Genomic DNA, 17,095 nt, shown 5'->3' on the forward strand with positions numbered 1-17,095 from the left:
GGCCTATACCTCCTTGTTCGGTGTGACGACCATGGGGACCTGCAGCACGCGCAGCATCTTCGCCGCGGTCGAGCCCAGGAACAGCCGCCGCTGCCGTGCGAGCCGGGAGGAGCCGACCACGAGGATGTCGCCGTCGTGCCAGTCCAGCGCGGCGACCGCGCCCTCCACCGTTGCGCCCTCCGCAACCTCGAGGCCGACCGGGAAACCGTCGGGCAGTAGCGCTTTCGCGGACTCCAGGAGGGACTTCGCGTGTGCCCGGGCGCGGTTGGCTCTTACGTCATCGGGATCGGGGATGCCCGCCGGGAGCGGGTCCAATGCGATGAGTGACATCAGCCGTAGCGGGATGTCGGTTGCCCGTGCCGAGCGCACGGCCGTGTCCAGTGCGAGCGACGCTCCCGGGCGGGTGCCGACTGCGCACGTGACCTGCCGGATCTTCGACGCGGGCGAATTGCGCGTACCGCGCGGCGCGAGCGCGAGCGGTACGGGGGAGCTGTGCAGCAGGTCCGATGTGACCGACCCGATCGAATGCCGGTCGAGGAGCCCGTCGCCCGCGGCACCGACGACGAGGGCGTCCACGTCCAACTCTTCTGCCAGGCGTATCAGCCCCTCGGCGAAGGACTCGTCGACGGCGACGTGGATGGTGACGGCAACGTCGTCGGGCACTGTCGATGCCGCCTGCGTGAGCCATCCGCGCGCCGCGGCGATGACGACGTCCTCGTACCCGGGGGCGCCCGGCGGTTGGGGCGGCACGATCATCGCGATGTCGAGTTCGGCGTCGAGGGTGCGCGCGAGGCGGATACCGAGCGCGACGCCGTCGGCGCCGGTGTCGGTCGCCAGGTAGCCCACGAGGAGTCTCATGGTGGCCTTCCTAATGGCAGGCGTCGCCGTGGCACGCCGAGGGCGAGGGGGCGACGTCGAGGGCTGGGTTGCGGTCGAAGAACCCGACCGGAACGAGGTGGAAGCGCACGGTGTCGACGGGCATGATGGGCCAGTCCTCCGGCCGCGGGATGTGGTGTATGCCGAACGTGTACCAGACCACGACGTCGGTGTTCTCGATCGGCCGATTCGCCTTCGTCCACTCGGGTAGGCCGCGCCCAGGACCGCTCTGTACCACGAACTCGCCTGCGGGCCAACGCTCCTCGGTGGTATTGGGGGTCACCCAGACGGTGTGCTCGATGGCGCGACAACGGTCGTACACCGGAGACGCCGGGTCGAACAACGGCGGGATCGCGCCACCCGGCACCAGCTTGTACGCGGGTGGTACGCCGAGCCCGGTGCGCACATTGTCGTTGACGACCTTCCACGCACGCTGAGACCGGAAGTCCATGTCTTGCATGCCCTCGGTCTCTGTGCGCAGTGGAGTGTCGCGCTGCCGCAGCGACAGCCCGTAGGGGTTGTCCGGCCCGATGGGCTCGACCTCGGTCTCGGTCGCGTAGACGGTGTTATCGGTCCCGTCGACGTCCAGATCGAGGCGGGCGACGAGGAAGTGCTGGTGATACGGCGCATACGTGCGCTCGTCCACCAGCGTCCCGTGCGGGTGTGCGCCGCCCTCGGGGAACGGCGTCGTCACCATGATGCCGGTAGCGCGCACCTCGCATTCGATGGTGCCGTCCTGATAGAAGCGCCAGTACGTCAGGTATTCGTAGTTGGCTACGGTGACATGGAAGGACACCGTCAGCCGCCGCGACCGGCGCACCTCCGCGCCCGCATGGTGATCGACGTGCTTCCAGAGGACGGCGTCGTCCTCCTCGTGGATGCAGATCGCGTCGCCGATCGTCGTAGGCTCGCCCCTGCTGTCGTGCAGTACCGCGTCCAGGTAACGGATCTCGCCGAGGCAGTCGCAGCCGAGCTCGAGCGACGTGGTCATGAAGCCGATGCCCCATTCGCCGATGTCGAATGCTGTGCGGCGGTAGTGATCCTGGCAGTGGTCTCGATAGGGCACGAACATCTCCGCGAACGACATCCTGTGCGCGATCGAGCGCTCGGTCCCGGCATCGTTGTACGTCACGGCGTGCAGCGTCATGCCTTCGCGGTAGTTGAAACCCACGCGCATCGACCAGTTCTGCCAGCGCAGCAGATTCCCGTCGAGCGTGAACGAGGGCCCCTCGTTCTGCGTGATGTCGAGAGGGCGCAACGGTTCCCGTGTCGACGCCTCGCGGATCCGTGCGGGGATGTGCCGAGGTGCATACTCGCCCATGACATCCGGCTTCTCCACAGGGTCGTCGTCGACGATCTCCAGCAGCTCCATCGTGTTCATGTCGATGAGGCAGTGGAAGCCGCTCACCGGGCCGGCGTACGGGTTGGCGCCGTCCGCCTTGCGAACCCACGTGTCCGACCAGCCCAGCCGGCGATCGCGATATCGCTCGGGCATGACGGCCTCGCCGTACGTCCACGTGTCCATGAAGACCAGGCTCGAGTCGGTGATGCCGCGTGCCGCAAGGGCCGCGATGACGTCGGGGTGGGCGCGCAGGACCTCGTCGGCCTCCTCCCATTCGTCGACGGTGAAGTTCGCTTGCACGCCGGGTACATGCTCGAAGGCCTCGACCGAGGACGACGTCAGGTCCACGACGGCCTTGTATGTGGCGTTCGCGGTGCGGTGGATCAGCGTCGCGAGCGCCCGGCGCGGTGGTGCGGTGCCGTCTGCGTCGAACGCCGCGATCTGTGCCTTCGACGGTTCGGCCGATTCGATGCCGGCGAACCGCCAGCCGTCGTCCACCGGAGTGTGCTCGCGCAGGAGGGCTGCCGTCGCGCGGAACTCGTCCGCGGTCAGGGGGTCGAGCGGGTGGAACGATGCTGTCACGGGGTTCTCCTGTGTGCGTTGCGGTCTCGCTGGATGCTGCTGGGCGTCTCGCAGTGCGCTGGGCGCGCGTGCCGTCGATCTCGATTGTGATCCGATCCACAGATGAGCGGGCGCTCCATTGTGGCGAACGTTGTTCATTTTAGGGGCCGATGTGTCTATCCGCGATCCACAGGGATGCGTATGCCTGCCGCGCCGTCCACAGGTGGCGCCATCGCAACCGTTTCCCGGCACGGCCCGAGAGACGATGTGGCATACGTCCCGGGACGGGCCCGGGATATCCACGCGAGGGGACACGACGATGCCGGGAGCATTCATCTACGCGACAGGCAAGGTCACCAACGACTTCACCTTCAGGCAGTCCCAGAAGGATGAACGGCACGACTTCCTGACCTTCCAGATGGCGCACAACAACGGCTACTACACCGACAACGGGACCTGGGAGACGACGAGCACGCTGTGGCTCACGGTCAAGGCGTTCGGCGCGCTCGCGCGCAATGCGCGCGGCGCCGTCGCGAAGGGCCGGCCGGTGATGGTGCACGGCGAACTACGCCACGAGTCCTTCACGGGCGTCGACGGGCAACGCCGCAGCCTGCTCGAACTGCGTGCCGACGCCATCGGCCTCAATCTGAGGTCGTGCGGGGCCGAGTACACGGGCACGGGCTCGCGTAGCCGAGACCTGCCGCAGGCGGGCGAGACGCCGGTCGCTGCGACCGGCACGGACGGGGCGCTTGCCGCCAACGGCGGTTCGCCCCGTCTCGCCGTGGTGGGTACGGGCACGTCCGACGGCGACGGTGACCCGGGTGCGGCCGAGCCTCCGACCGACGACGAACCGCCGTTCTGACGCCGGGCGCGCACAACACCGTCCGCCGGACCGTCCCGGCCCGGCGCGCGATCGAGGTGACTGCGTGGTCGCACTCAGCCCCGCCTCAGCGCGTCGCCGGTAGACCTGGGACCGACCCTCGCAGGGAGGGGCGGCCCGCGGGTCGGTGAGCGGAGGAGACTCGATGTCCAGTCTGACGTGGGCGGAGGCGGGCGTGACCGGCCTGTTGCAGGGCGTCACGGAGCTGTTCCCGGTGTCGAGCCTGGGGCACAGCGTGCTGATCCCCGCGATGGTCGGCGGCCGGTGGGCCCAAGACCTGGACATGTCGCGCAGCGGTTCGCAATACCTGTCCTTCGTGGTGGCACTGCACGTGGCGACGGCCATCGGCCTCATCGTGTACTTCCGCCGGGACTGGGTGCGCCTCATCGGCGCGCTCTTCACCACGTTCCGTACTCGCCGCATAGAGACGGGCGACCAGAAGCTGATCTGGATGGTGATCGCCGCGACGATCCCCGTCGGGCTGGTGGGGCTGGCCGGCGACCATTTCATGCGAACCCACCTCGCGAAGCCGTTCCCGACAGCGGTGCTGCTCATCGTCAACGGAGCGGTCCTGCTCGCGATCGAGGGACTGGCGGCGCGGGGCGGATCGCGCGGGGGGACACACCGCGCCGGACCGGGGGCGGCTCCGGCCCCCTCGGTGTACGTCGACGAGCGCGTCAGCGGTCCGGAGTCGGACGCGCGCCTCGCGCATCTCGGCTTCGGTTCGGCGATCGCAATCGGCGCCGCCCAGATCCTGGCGTTGGCGCCGGGCATATCCCGTTCCGGCGTGACGACCGCCGCGGGCCTGGGTAAGGGGTTGTCACGCGAGGACGCGGCGCGGTTCGCCTTCCTGCTCGCGACGCCCGTCATCCTGGCCGCGGGTCTGCTGAAGCTGCCCGAGCTGTTCGTCGACGGCAGCGGCATCTGGCCACAGGTGCTGTTCGGGTCGGTGCTCTCGGGTGTCGGGGCGTACCTGTCGGTGCGCTTCCTCACCCGTTACCTCGCGACGCGCACGATGCGTCCGTTCGGGATCTACTGCATCCTCGCGGGTTCGGTCGCTCTCGTCTGGCTCGGCGCGACCGCGGTCTGACGATGCGCGCCGCGACCGCGTGACCACGCTGCCGACCGCCGTGTGACCGATCGTCCCGACCGCCTACGCTGGACGCCATGGCTGAGTTCATCTACACGATGAAGAAGGTGCGCAAGGCGCACGGTGACAAGGTGATCCTGGACGACGTCACCATGGCGTTCTATCCGGGCGCGAAGATCGGCGTCGTCGGACCGAACGGCGCCGGTAAGTCGTCGATCCTCAAGATCATGGCCGGGCTGGACCAGCCCAGCAACGGCGAGGCGTTCCTGGACCCGGAGGCCACCGTCGGGATCCTCCTGCAGGAGCCTCCACTGGACGAGGACAAGACGGTCAAGGAGAACGTCGAGGAGGGTCTCGGCGAGACAATGGTCAACCTCCGCCGGTTCAACGAGATCGCGGAGCTCATGGCGACGGACTATTCCGACGAGCTCATGGAGGAGATGGGCCGGCTCCAGGAGAAGCTCGACGCCGTCGACGCGTGGGACGTGGACTCGCAGATCGAGCAGGCGATGGACGCGCTGCGCTGCCCGCCGGGCGACCTGCCCGTCACCAACCTCTCGGGCGGTGAGCGGCGCCGTGTCGCGCTGTGCCGGCTGTTGCTGAGTAAGCCCGACCTACTACTGCTCGACGAGCCCACCAACCACCTGGACGCCGAGTCCGTGCTATGGCTCGAGCAGCACCTCGCGAACTACCCGGGCGCGGTCCTGGCGGTCACGCACGACAGGTACTTCCTGGACCACGTCGCGCAGTGGATCTGCGAGGTCGACCGCGGCAAGCTGCATCCCTACGAGGGCAACTACTCCACGTACCTGGAGAAGAAGGCCGAGCGGCTCGAGGTCCAGGGCAAGAAGGACCAGAAGCTGCAACGCCGTCTCAAAGAGGAGCTGGAGTGGGTCCGTTCGGGTGCCAAGGCCAGGCAGACAAAGAACAAGGCCCGCCTGGCCCGCTACGAGGAGATGGCAGCGGAGGCGGAGAAGCACCGCAAGCTGGATTTCGAGGAGATCCAGATCCCGACCCCGCCTCGTCTGGGCAACGTCGTCGTCGAGGTCGGGCACCTGGACAAGGGCTTCGGCGATCGCGTCCTCATCAAGGATCTGTCGTTCACGCTGCCGCGCAACGGCATTGTCGGCGTGATCGGCCCCAACGGTGTCGGCAAGACCACGCTGTTCAAGACCATCGTCGGACTCGAGCAGCCGGACTCGGGCGACGTCAAGGTCGGCGACACAGTCAAGCTCAGCTACGTCGATCAGGGGCGCTCCAACATCGACCCCAAGAAGACGGTCTTCGAGGTCGTCTCAGACGGGCTCGACCACATCACCGTCGGGCAGAACGAGATGCCGTCGCGCGCGTACGTCTCGGCATTCGGCTTCAAGGGACCGGACCAGCAGAAGCCCGCCGAGGTGCTCTCGGGCGGTGAGCGCAACCGTCTCAACCTGGCCCTGACCCTCAAGGAGGGCGGCAACCTGATCCTCCTCGACGAGCCGACCAACGATTTGGACGTCGAGACCCTGAGCTCGCTCGAGAACGCGCTGACCGACTTCCCGGGCTGCGCCGTGGTGATCTCCCACGATCGATGGTTCCTCGACCGCACCTGCACGCACATCCTGGCGTGGGAGGGCAACATCTCCGAGGGGCAGTGGTTCTGGTTCGAGGGCAATTTCGAGGCGTACGAGGCCAACAAGATCGAGCGCCTCGGCGCCGAGGCCGCCCGCCCGCACCGCGTCACGCACCGGCGTCTCACGCGCGACTGAGTGTCCGAAGTCCCGAGGGGGCGCTGGTTCCGTGCTGGAACCGGCGCCCCTTCGTCGATCTCAGGAAGGGTCCACTGGGCGGTACGGGCCTATGGACAACCCGTGTTCTCACGGATGTTCGGCGCACGTCCTGTTCGGCACGCTCGGTGTCGAGCCGCGGCACCGCGGTTCAACACCGACTATCCCGATGGGGAGGACGAGATGAGACTGTCGAAGAAGGTTGTGGGAGTCCTGGCGCCGTTCGTATTGGCGGGGGCGATCGGTTCGGTGGCGGCGCCGGCGGCATCCGCGCGGCCGCAGGATGACACCTGGACCAAGGTGGACCAATACAACCAGGGGAACGAGATCGTCAAGGTCTACCGCAACGACCGGACAGGCGAAGTCAGGGGTACGGCGACCAAGGTGGTCGTTCCCGCCACGCCGAAGAAGCCGACGCCGGAACCGCCCAAGGGCACGACGGGCGGCGGGGCCGGCTCCAGCGCCGGCAGCCGATCGGGGGGCGGCGTCATCATCATCATCGGCGGCGGAAGTACCGGCGGGGGCGGCGGCAAGGTCAGCGTCGGGCCGGTGGTTCCGGTGAAGACCCAGAAGAAGTGACGTTGATAGCCGCATCCGGACCGTCAGACGGAAAGCCTTAGGGGAGAAAATGATCAAGATGTCTACGAAGCTCGTGCTGGGGGTGGCCGCACCGCTGGCGCTGGGGGCGGCGCTGGTCGCCGGTGTCGGCGTGTCGGCCAGCTCTGCCGCGCCGCCGATCAGCGGGCCGGGGCAGCCGACGACTGTCACGCGACCGACGATCCCGCGGTGCCCCACCGTGGGACTGAGACCCGGGACGCCGTGCCGACCGTGCGTGGCGACCCCGAATCCGGCCTCCCCGGGCCTCATCGCGTGCCCTCCGCGTCCCACGGTCACCGTCCGGCCGCGGCCGACGATGACAGTGCCACCCACCGCCACGACCCCACCCAAGCGGAAGCCGACGCAGCCCACGGCGACGCAGCCGACCGTGCCGCTGCCCACCGCGGTGCCCGAGTGACGAAGTAGGGAGTGACGCTAGTCCTCCAGGCGCGCCGCTACCGCGGCGCGGCTCCGTATTCCGAGCTTGCGGAGGATCTTGCCGAGATGGTCGTCGACGGTGCGGGGGCTGACGTAGAGCTCGGCGGCGATCTCCTTGTTGGTGAGGCCGCGGGCGACGAGATCCGCGACCTGCCGTTCCCGCCGTGTCAGCGACTCGGCGGGAGTCGCGGTCCGGCGCCCGGCGAGGGCGCGCTGCATCGAGACCGCCGTTGCCGCGTAGCCGCCGGCCCCTGCGGCGTCGAACGCGTGCCGCGCAGATGCGATCCGGGCGGTGGCGGAGTCGAAGTCGCCCGCTGCGCTCGCAGCCGAGGCCGCCAGCAGAGTCGCGCGTCCGGCGTGCACGCTCATGCCCTGCGCCGCATACAGGTCCGCGGCGGAGCACGCGTCGGTCGCCGCCGATGCGGGATCGCCCTCCGCGAGGCCCACCGCCCCGCGGGTCATCAGCGCCATCGCGAGCTGAGTGGGGAGCCGCGACTGGTTGGCGACCTCGATCGCGGCGTCGACGTGCACCCGGGCAGCGCCGATCTCGCGCCGTGCGAGCAGGTTGAACACCTTGCCGGAGAGGCGAGACGGGAGCATCGGATCCCGTTGCGGCACTGCGCCGTCGGATACCGCCGGGGCCGGGCGTAGGCCGAGCGGCATCCCCACCTCGGCGAGCGCGCCGTCCACCACCTGCCGCCACCAGTCGACTGAGGGGCGCGCCAGCGAGTCCAGCGCGTGCCACGCGGCGACGACGGTGCCACGATCCGCTTCGCGTGCGGCCACCGCGCGTAGCCGCGCCGCGCCGGACAGCGCGGCCAGATCGGGATAACCGAAGCGCCGGGCCGCGTCGGCCGCGTCGTCCGCTGCATCGATGGCCTCGTCGAGGCGTCCGAGCTTGACAAGCAGGAAAGCGCGCGCGGTGTGCAGCTCCGGATGTGCGTAGTCGCGGCCGTGCCGACGGCTGATCCGTAGCGCCCGGTCGAGATGGGCGGGCACGCGGTCGTGGCGGTCCAGCAGGAAGCCGGCCCATCCCATCGCCGAGAAGGAGTGCACGATGTCGGCCGCTTCACGGTCGGGAACCGACGCGAAGCCGCGTTCCGCCTCGGTGTACGACGCGATCGCCTCGTCGATGGCACCGTCGGCGAGGAGGGCGAGCGCCCGTAGCGCATGTGCGGCGGCGCGCACGGAAGGCGCTGTGTCGGACGCGCCGAGCAGCGCGGCGACACGCCGCGTCGCGATCCCGTAGGAACCCTCCTGCAGGTCCAGGGTCGTTAACTCGATCTGCAGGGGCCCGTCGCGTGCGGCGTCGGGTAGGGCGGCAGCGGCGTCGACGAGCTCGCGGGCGCGGGTCAGATCGCCCAACGTGCGCGCGCACTGTGCGGCGAGCATCAGTGGTTCCCGGGCCGGCGTTCCCAGCAGACTTCCGAGAGCGTCGAGCGCCTCGGCGGGTCTGCCCGCCATCAGGTGTGCGCGGCCGAGCAGCAGCGTCCGCTCACGTTGGACCTCGTCCCCCTCGGGGGACAGGGCGAGCACCGCCGACAGCCAGCGTGCACTGGTCGCGGGCGCGAAGGGCAGTGCGAGGGCGGCGGCCTCGACCAGCGCGGCGGACGTATCGGGGTCGTGTCCGCGCAGTGCACGCTCGAGATGATGGGCGACGGCGAGCGGGGATGCGCCCGCGGAGCGCAGGTAGCCGGCGGCACGGCGATGCGCGAGAATCTGCCACGCGGCGCCCGACATCCGGAGCGCCGCTGTGCGGACGAGAGGGTGCGCGAAGCGGATCGTCGTCGCGTCTGCGACGAGCAGCCCGCGCTCGGCGAGGGCGTCCAGGCCGTCGGCCACGTCCTCCCGCGGTAGCTTGGCGATCGACGCGACGAGTTCGATATCCGACAGGTCGTCGCACACCGCAGCGGCGCGCACGGTGAGCCGCTCGACGGTGGGGAGCGACGCGAGCTCTGCACGGAGCGTGCGGTCGAGTGCCCCGCTGTCACCGGGCGCGAACTCGCCGACCTCGTCGCCGGGGGCCGGCAGTCGGTCGCGCGGCAGACCGGCGAGGAGTCCCAGATACAGAGGGTTTCCGCCAGACACCGCCATCAGATGCTCGCGATGATCGGCAGCGAGCGCGGGGAGGAGATCGGCTACGTCGTCGGTCGAGAGCGGCGGCAGTTGCAGGTGGAGTGCGCCGGGGGCCGTCCGGGCGAGGCGGGCCGGGCACCGGCCTGTCCGGTACGACAGTACGACGGCGAGATGGTGTGTGCGCCGCGGGCCGCGCAGCACGTCTGCCAGGAGGATCTGCGATTCACTGTCCACCCAGTGCACGTCGTCGATGACGAGCAGCGTGTCGGTTTCGTCGAGCAGCGCGACGAGCGCTCCGCGCAGGCGCCGGATATCCGCGCCGTCCAGGAATGAGACGAAGTCCTCGGTGCCGCCGATGTCGTCCAGTAAGTGGCGCACCGTCTCGAACGGCGTCGCACCGTCGAACTCGGTGGGCGTCGCACGGGCCACTCGCTGTGCGCGGTGCGCTGTGCGACCCCGCAGTTCATCGAGCAGGCGGCTCTTCCCGATTCCCGGCGGGCCCTCGACGAGGATCACCGAGACGCCGCGGTCGCTCTGTACAGCCGACTCCGCCGCCAGGCGGTGCAGCTCCTCCTTGCGCCCGACGAACTCCCAGGTGGCCTGCGAACCGCCCCCTGACCCCATTCCTCGACCGTAGCGAGATATCGCCCGGTTCACCGCCTCGCGCCCGCTGTGCGGAACGCGTGCAGCCCGCGATTCGGGTTCCGCTGGTCAGCAGACGTACGCCGGAGTAGTGACTAGTGTTACAGCGGGGTTACCTGCCCCGGTGAAAACGCACCTGAGCCACCGCTCCCGCCGACCCCTCGCGGGAACCCGGTGGCGTCTACCTGTCTGAGGAAGTGACAGAGTTGTCTGCGCCCGATTCGCGAATCTCCACCGAGTCCACGAACGCCGCCACCGATGGTTTCGGGGAGGTGTACCTGCGCGGCAGCGCGCTCGCCGGCACTGATGCGGGCGCCGAGGTCGTAGCTGCGCACCGAGACCTCGCCGCGAAGCGCGAGCCGGGAAGCAGGCTGCTGCGCTCCTACGGGAGGGACGACGGCGTCGGTCCCGCGCTCCAGGTCGTCGTCGACGACATGCCCCTGCTAGTCGGGTCGGTCACGGACGCCGCGCGTGACGCTGGAGTCACGGTCGTCGATGTCATCCACCCGATCCTCGCCGTCCGGCGCGGCCCGGACGGTGCACTGATCGCCGCCGGCGCGGACCGAGCGGACGACGCCGCGCCCTCCGACGGCGTCCGCGAGTCCTGGATCCATGTCGTGCTGGCGCCGGAGACGGACGAGGCACACCTCGACGCGTTCGCGGGCGCGGTCACCGTCGCGCTCGACCGGGTGGGAGGTATCCAGGAGGACACTCGCAGGTTGGCCGACCGGTTCGCGGCGGCCACGTCTGCGGCGACGTCCACCCCCGCGGGGCAGTCGCCCAAGGACCTGCTCAGCTGGCTGTCCGCCGGGCACACCAAACTCGTCGGGTACCTGGGCGCCGACGGAGAGACCCTCGGTGTCCTCCGCTCCGCCACCGCGTCGGCGCTCGCCCGCAAGGCGCTCGACACCGCAGCACCGTCCGAGCCCGGTGGGGTCGCGATCGTCGAACTCGCGGATCCGCTCGGGGTGGAGACCGCGGGCGCGCCGTTCCTGCTGCTCACACGCACCGCCGACGGCGAGAAGAACTGCTTCGCCCTCACTCTCACGATCCTCGGGCAGCACGAGAACGTTCTCGACATCCCGACGGTGTCCGGCAAACTCGAACGCGTCTTCGCCGAGCTCGGACTCACCGAGAGCAGCTTCACCGGTCAGGCTGTGCTCGAGTTCGCCCAGACCTACCCTCGGCTCGATCTGCTCGTCGGCTCCGAGGCCGAGCTGACCCGGATCTTCGCCTCCCTCCGCGATCTTCACCCCGGTACCGACCTGCGTCTGTTCCTGCGTCGAGATCCTTTGGGGCGCTTCGCGACTGCACTCGTCTACCTACCGCGGGACCGCTATAACACGCGTTCACGCGGACGCCTGGCCACCGTGCTGGACGTCGAGACGGGTCTCGATGTGGACAGCTTCACCGCACGGGTGACCGAATCTGCCACGGCCACACTGCAGTTCACGCTGCTTCCACCGTCCGACGGTGCCGTGCCAGAGCTGGGTCACGACGAGGAGGCGCGCATCGAGGCCCTGCTGGCGACCGCGAGCCGTACGTGGGACGAAGACCTCGTCGACGCGGCCCGGCAGTCGGGAGGTGACGCCGCGCGGATCGCGGAGTACGCGTCCGGGGTCTCCGCGACGTACAAAGAGGACGTGAACGCCGAGCGCGGGCTCGCGGACATCGCCCGCCTGGAGCGGCTCGAGCCGGGCGGCGTCGACATGTACTTCTACGACCGCGAGCCGATCGTGCCGGGCACGCTGCGGTTCGCGATGTACCTGGCCGGCACCACTGCATCGCTGTCCAAGGTGTTGCCTCTGCTGCAGTCTCTCGGCGTCGAGGTGCTGGACGAGCGCCCGTACACGGTGGTCCGTCCCGACGGAGTCGAGTGCGCCGTATACGATTTCGGACTCAAGGTGCCGCCTTCCGTGCGCGAGGCGGCGAGTGCCGACCGCGGCGATACCGACATCGAGACCTACGTCGACGAGCTGCGGCGCCGCGCCACGGACGGCGTGCTGGCGATGTGGGAGGGCCGCAGCGAGGTCGACCGCTTCAACGAGCTGATACTGCACGCCGGACTCGAGTGGCGGCAGGTGGCTCTGCTGCGTGCCGTTGCGATGTATCTGCGGCAGTGTGGATTCGCGTATACGCGCGGCCATATCGCGCAGGTGCTGCTGAACCAGCGCGACGCCGCCAAGGCGCTGGTCGACCTGTTCGGCGCGACCTTCGACCCGGAGCGGGCCGATGCCGCTGCGGCCGCCGCAGCCGATGAGCGCCTCGCTGAGCTGCTGGCGGCGGTCACCAGCCTGGACACCGACCGGATTCTGCGCGCATACCTGCATGTTCTACGGGCTACGGTGCGCACCAACTACTTCCGTACCGAGCCCGATGGTACGCCGCGGTCGGTGTTGTCGTTCAAACTGGAGCCCGATCACATTCCGGAGGCGCCGAAGCCGCGGCCGAAGTTCGAGATATTCGTCTACTCGCCGCGCGTCGAGGGCGTACACCTGCGGTTCGGTATGGTCGCGCGCGGCGGCCTCCGGTGGTCGGACCGCCGCGAGGACTTCCGCACCGAGATCCTCGGCCTGGTCAAGGCGCAGGCGGTGAAGAACGCCGTTATCGTGCCGGTGGGCGCGAAGGGCGGTTTCGTGGTGAAGCAGCCGCCCGCGCCCACGGGGGATGCGGCCGCCGACCGTGACGCGCAGCGCGCCGAGGGCATCGCCTGCTACCGCCTGTTCATCTCGTCGCTGCTGGACGTCACAGACAACCTGGCCGCCGACGGTTCGGTGGTCCCGCCGGAGCGTGTTGTGCGCCGGGACGGAGACGATACGTACCTCGTCGTGGCAGCGGACAAGGGCACCGCGACATTCTCGGACATCGCGAATTCCGTTGCCGGAGAATATGGATTCTGGCTCGGCGACGCTTTCGCGTCCGGCGGTTCCGAGGGTTACGACCACAAGGGCATGGGTATCACCGCCCGCGGCGCATGGGAGGCGGTGAAGAAGCACTTCCAGGAGATGGGGCACGACACCCAGACCGAGGACTTCACCGCCGTCGGCATCGGCGACATGTCCGGCGACGTGTTCGGCAACGGTATGCTGTTGTCCGAGCACATCCGTCTAGTCGCGGCCTTCGACCACCGGCACGTCTTCGTGGATCCGAATCCCGATGCGGCCACTGGATTCGCCGAGCGGACAAGACTGTTCGAACTTCCGCGCTCGTCCTGGGCGGACTACGACCCGGCACTCATCAGCCGCGGCGGCGGCGTGTTCAGCCGCGAGCAGAAGTCCATCGCCGTCACCGCGGAGATGCGTGCCGCGCTGGGCATCGACGACTCGGTGACCGAGATGAGCCCACCCGAGCTGATCCGCGCGGTGCTGCTGGCCCCGGTGGACCTGTTGTGGAACGGCGGCATCGGCACATACGTCAAGGCATCCACGGAGTCCGATGCGCAGGTCGGTGACCGCGCGAACGATGCCATTCGCGTGAACGCGAATCAGTTGAGGGCCAAGGTGGTCGGCGAGGGCGGTAACCTCGGCCTGACGGCGCTGGGCCGCATCGAGTTCGACCGGTCCGGCGGACGCGTGAACACGGACGCGATGGACAACTCGGCGGGCGTCGACTGCTCGGACCACGAGGTCAACATCAAGGTCCTGATCGACCGCCAGATCGCTTCCGGAGCGCTGGAGGCCGGCGATCGGCACGACCTGCTGGTCTCGATGACCGACGATGTCGCGTCGCTCGTATTGGCGGACAACATCTCCCAGAATCGCGAGCTGAGCGTTTCGCGCCAGCAGGCCCATCAGTTGTCCGAGGTGCACGCCCGTATGCTGCGGTCGCTGGCGACTAGACACGGCGTCGACCTCGAACTAGAGGCCCTGCCCACGCCCAAGGAATTGGAGCGCCGCCGCGCGGACGGCTCGGGTCTCAGCTCGCCCGAGCTGTGCAACCTGATGGCGCACGTGAAGCTGGTCCTCAAGGGCGATCTGCTCTCCGGTGACCTGCCCGACAACGACCTGCTCACCGGGCGACTGCCGTCGTACTTCCCTGAGGCACTGCGCGAGCGGGCGGGCGACGGCATCGGCCAGCATCCGCTGCGTCGGGAGATCGTCGCGACGATGATCGCCAACTCGGTGGTCGACGACGGCGGTCTCACCTATGCGTTCCGGCTGGAGGAGGAGACGGGCGCGAAGGCGTCGGACGCGGTGCGCGCCTTCGTGGCCGTCACCGAGATCTTCGACCTGCCGACCCTGTGGCAGGAGATCCTCGCCGTCGGCGCGCCCGCCCGCACCGAGAATGCGCTGCTCGCCGAGAGCCGCCGCATCCTCGACCGCGCCGCGCGCTGGCTGCTTGCCAACCGCCCGCAGCCGATCGCGATGGGCGCCGAGATCGCCCGGTACTCCGGCGCCGTCCGCGCACTCGCCGCGGCCATGGGGGACTGGGAGATCCAGCTCGACGAGCGCGAACGCTCGGGCATTCAGCGAGCGATCGCCGACGGCGTGCCGGAGGAACTCGCCTACCGCGTGTACGCGATGCTGAACCGGTTCAGTCTGCTGGACATGGTGGACATCTCCGATATCACGGACCGCTCCGTGGAGGAGGTGGGCCAGCTGTACTTCGGCCTACAGCGGCACCTGCACATCGGCGACATCCTCGCTGCCGTGACCGCGCTCCCGCGCGAGGGCCGGTGGGGCGAGATGGCGCGGCTCGCGCTGCGCGACGACGTCTACGGGGCCCTGCGGGCACTGGCCGTCGACGTCCTCGAGCTCACCGACCCCGGCGACTCGGTCGACGAGAAGATCGCCGAGTGGGAGCAGAGCAACGCGAACCGCTTCGGTCGCGTCCGCACGCTGGTCGACGAGATCCTCGACCAGCCACAGGAGAACGAGTCCAGCCTGTCCGTAGCGACCCGCGCCCTGCGGTCGCTCATCCGATAGGGCATATCGTGAAGTGGTGACTGCGAACCTCACCTATACGGCCGCCGGGATCACAGGGCGACGCACGGAGCGTGGCCTCGTGGTCCCGGTGGACGTGCGATGGTCCGACATGGATGCCTACCAGCACATCAACAACGCGCGCATGGTGACGCTACTGGAGGAGGCCCGCATCCCCCTGTTGTTCGCACCCGACGCCCCGACCAAGCCGCTCGAGGCCGGACTGTTGGTCGCGCGCATCGAGGTGGATTACAGGGGCCAACTGCGGCACCAGGATTCGCCGCTGCAGGTGACGATGTCGACGTCGAAGGTGCGCGCGGCGGACTTCGTGGTGCATCACGAGGTACGCGCAGCCGATACGGATTCCTGCTCGGCGGCGGCGGTTTCGGCCATCGTGCGACTCGCGGCGTTCGATGTGGAATCCCAACGGGTGCACCGTCTCTCCCCGGAGCAACGTGAGTACCTGAAGAGTTTCGAGTGCACGGAATGAGCGAGCGGTTCCTGCGGGTTCCGGACGCCGCGCGCGCCGATCTCGTGGCGTTCGTTTCGCGGCTGCTCCGTACGGACGAGTCTGCCGTGCTCCGGGTCCGGCGCCGCGATCCCGTGGCCACTCCGGAGTCGCCGGGCCAGCCGGTGATCGAGGTGTGGGGGGCGACCGGTTTCGGCATCCTCGCCGTGCGGGTGATCCCGGGTGCGGTGTCACCGGACTCCATGGTCGCGTCCGCGGCGCTGGTGAGGGACTCGCTACAGTCCGGCGACGTGGACGTCGACACCGGCTACTCGATGGACTCGGCATGGCGCGGTGCGCTCCCACCTCCTGACGGCTTCGATCTCCTCGACAGCGTTCCCGCGAAGGTGCTGCACGAGCTGGCGGAGCACGGCGCGGAGGTAGGGCGGGAGACCGGCGGCCCGGCCGGCCCACCACCGTCGCTCCTGGACAGCCACGTCCTCGAGGTCGAGGGTGCCGGCCGCACCGTGGGCATCGCGCTTCGGACCACGTTCGCCTTGCGTGCCATGGGCTTCGCCGGGGACGGTCCCGACGAACCGGTGCGCGTCCGGGCGAGCGCGACCTGGGTGCGCCTCGACGCGCGCTACGGGTCTCTCTACCAACGGGCCGAGGCGGGCCCCCGTCTGCTGGTCTGAGTCGCGGTCGAGCCGGCGCCCAGAGGGGCACGTCCAAGGGGGCGGGATCCCTACATGTCGTCGGGCGGTGCATTGGTGCGCGCGCTGCGCGCCTGGTCGGCGAGCCGACGCAGCGTGATCAACAGCGGATCCGAGAGCACCGTTGCGACGATGGCGTAGCGCAGGGCCTCGGCGGGCTCCCGGGGGAGGAGGTCCACGTCGACCTCCGCGATCTTCTCTGCTGCATCGGCCCACCCGTGCAGGGCGCGCGCGCCGTCGCCGCTTTCGCCGGTCGCGATGCCCGCCGCGACCAGGGCGCGCATCCGCTCGCCGAGGGTGGCGACCAGTGGGCTCCCGTCCTCGATCCGCCAGCCCCGCTCGGCGATGAACGCCTCCGCGGTAGCCGTCCAGTTCGGGTCTGGATCGGCGGGAGGTCCGGCGTCGATGGCGGCCTGTGCCACGCCGAGCAGCTCGTGCCGGCTCTCGGGAGGCGAGTCGAGCGCTGCCAGGACGGATTTGATGCGACTGAGGGGGAGTCCGCCCGACTCGGCCAGGGCTCGGATCAGCCGTACGCGCGCGACATGGCTGTCGTCGTAGGAGGACTCGGTGCGGCTCACGAGGTTGCCCGTGGGGAGCACGCCCTCGCGCATGTAGTACTTCAGCGTCGCGGTGGACGCACCGGTCTCCGCGGAGAGTTCAGCCAAGCGCACCCCTGGATCCTGACACGAGATAGCTGTACTATCCAATGTGGGATACGGAAACTATCCCAGATAGTGCAGC

The 17,095-nt window shown here is 69.3% G+C and carries 12 protein-coding genes; 8 read left to right on the top strand and 4 right to left on the bottom strand.

What is annotated here, in order from left to right; all coding sequences use genetic code 11:
* Nucleotides 1-3: 3 nt before the first annotated feature.
* Together P0W64_RS04030 and P0W64_RS04035 are read right to left on the bottom strand one after the other, a co-directional pair.
* On the bottom strand, nucleotides 4-858 hold the full coding sequence (locus P0W64_RS04030) for a universal stress protein (protein WP_275478781.1): 855 nt from the start codon (nucleotides 856-858) through the stop codon (nucleotides 4-6).
* Nucleotides 859-868: 10 nt separating this feature from the next.
* Nucleotides 869-2,800 (bottom strand): primary-amine oxidase, encoded by a 1,932-nt coding sequence (locus tag P0W64_RS04035; protein WP_275478782.1) that lies wholly within the window; start codon nucleotides 2,798-2,800, stop codon nucleotides 869-871.
* Nucleotides 2,801-3,098: 298 nt separating this feature from the next.
* Between P0W64_RS04035 and P0W64_RS04040 the strand changes: the two genes are divergently transcribed.
* The 5 genes from P0W64_RS04040 (at nucleotide 3,099) to P0W64_RS04060 (ending at nucleotide 7,533) form a co-directional block, all read left to right on the top strand.
* Complete coding sequence (locus P0W64_RS04040; RefSeq protein ID WP_275478783.1) at nucleotides 3,099-3,641, top strand: single-stranded DNA-binding protein; 543 nt, start codon at nucleotides 3,099-3,101, stop codon at nucleotides 3,639-3,641.
* A gap of 163 nt (nucleotides 3,642-3,804) precedes the next feature.
* Nucleotides 3,805-4,749 (top strand): undecaprenyl-diphosphate phosphatase, encoded by a 945-nt coding sequence (locus tag P0W64_RS04045; protein ID WP_275478784.1) that lies wholly within the window; start codon nucleotides 3,805-3,807, stop codon nucleotides 4,747-4,749.
* A gap of 77 nt (nucleotides 4,750-4,826) precedes the next feature.
* Nucleotides 4,827-6,500: an energy-dependent translational throttle protein EttA gene (gene ettA, locus P0W64_RS04050; RefSeq protein ID WP_275478785.1), complete on the top strand. Its 1,674-nt coding sequence runs from the start codon at nucleotides 4,827-4,829 to the stop codon at nucleotides 6,498-6,500.
* Nucleotides 6,501-6,701: 201 nt separating this feature from the next.
* Nucleotides 6,702-7,097, top strand: coding sequence for a hypothetical protein (locus P0W64_RS04055; protein WP_275478786.1), 396 nt, complete (start codon nucleotides 6,702-6,704; stop codon nucleotides 7,095-7,097).
* Between the two features lie 58 nt (nucleotides 7,098-7,155).
* Entirely contained in the window at nucleotides 7,156-7,533 is a 378-nt protein-coding gene (locus tag P0W64_RS04060) for a hypothetical protein (protein ID WP_275478787.1), read from the top strand.
* A 17-nt stretch (nucleotides 7,534-7,550) separates the two neighbouring features.
* Here the strand turns inward: P0W64_RS04060 and P0W64_RS04065 are convergent, their stop codons facing one another.
* On the bottom strand, nucleotides 7,551-10,253 hold the full coding sequence (locus P0W64_RS04065; RefSeq protein WP_275478788.1) for a LuxR family transcriptional regulator: 2,703 nt from the start codon (nucleotides 10,251-10,253) through the stop codon (nucleotides 7,551-7,553).
* 215 nt (nucleotides 10,254-10,468) lie between these two features.
* Between P0W64_RS04065 and P0W64_RS04070 the strand changes: the two genes are divergently transcribed.
* Genes P0W64_RS04070 through P0W64_RS04080 form a run of 3 tightly spaced genes read left to right on the top strand, consistent with a single transcriptional unit; the run spans nucleotide 10,469 to nucleotide 16,336 of the window.
* Nucleotides 10,469-15,196, top strand: coding sequence for an NAD-glutamate dehydrogenase (locus P0W64_RS04070; RefSeq protein WP_275478789.1), 4,728 nt, complete (start codon nucleotides 10,469-10,471; stop codon nucleotides 15,194-15,196).
* 16 nt (nucleotides 15,197-15,212) lie between these two features.
* A complete protein-coding gene (locus tag P0W64_RS04075) occupies nucleotides 15,213-15,683 on the top strand; it encodes a thioesterase family protein (protein ID WP_275478790.1) in 471 nt (156 codons plus the stop codon).
* Nucleotides 15,680-16,336, top strand: coding sequence for a hypothetical protein (locus tag P0W64_RS04080; RefSeq protein ID WP_275478791.1), 657 nt, complete (start codon nucleotides 15,680-15,682; stop codon nucleotides 16,334-16,336). The genes P0W64_RS04075 and P0W64_RS04080 overlap by 4 nt, the downstream gene beginning before the upstream one ends.
* Nucleotides 16,337-16,386: 50 nt before the next feature.
* On the opposite strand, the gene P0W64_RS04085 is transcribed toward P0W64_RS04080, so the two are convergent.
* On the bottom strand, nucleotides 16,387-17,019 hold the full coding sequence (locus P0W64_RS04085) for a MerR family transcriptional regulator (RefSeq protein ID WP_275478792.1): 633 nt from the start codon (nucleotides 17,017-17,019) through the stop codon (nucleotides 16,387-16,389).
* Nucleotides 17,020-17,095 lie beyond the last annotated feature (76 nt).

Source organism: Tsukamurella sp. 8F (assembly GCF_029167375.1).
Classification (GTDB): domain Bacteria; phylum Actinomycetota; class Actinomycetes; order Mycobacteriales; family Mycobacteriaceae; genus Tsukamurella.

Coding starts and splice junctions, on each gene's coding strand:
- P0W64_RS04030 (WP_275478781.1), bottom strand. CDS start 858: ATGAGACTCCTCGTGGGCTACCTGGCGACCGACACCGGCGCCGACGGC.
- P0W64_RS04040 (WP_275478783.1), top strand. CDS start 3,099: ATGCCGGGAGCATTCATCTACGCGACAGGCAAGGTCACCAACGACTTC.
- P0W64_RS04045 (WP_275478784.1), top strand. CDS start 3,805: ATGTCCAGTCTGACGTGGGCGGAGGCGGGCGTGACCGGCCTGTTGCAG.
- ettA (WP_275478785.1), top strand. CDS start 4,827: ATGGCTGAGTTCATCTACACGATGAAGAAGGTGCGCAAGGCGCACGGT.
- P0W64_RS04055 (WP_275478786.1), top strand. CDS start 6,702: ATGAGACTGTCGAAGAAGGTTGTGGGAGTCCTGGCGCCGTTCGTATTG.
- P0W64_RS04060 (WP_275478787.1), top strand. CDS start 7,156: ATGTCTACGAAGCTCGTGCTGGGGGTGGCCGCACCGCTGGCGCTGGGG.
- P0W64_RS04065 (WP_275478788.1), bottom strand. CDS start 10,253: ATGGGGTCAGGGGGCGGTTCGCAGGCCACCTGGGAGTTCGTCGGGCGC.
- P0W64_RS04080 (WP_275478791.1), top strand. CDS start 15,680: ATGAGCGAGCGGTTCCTGCGGGTTCCGGACGCCGCGCGCGCCGATCTC.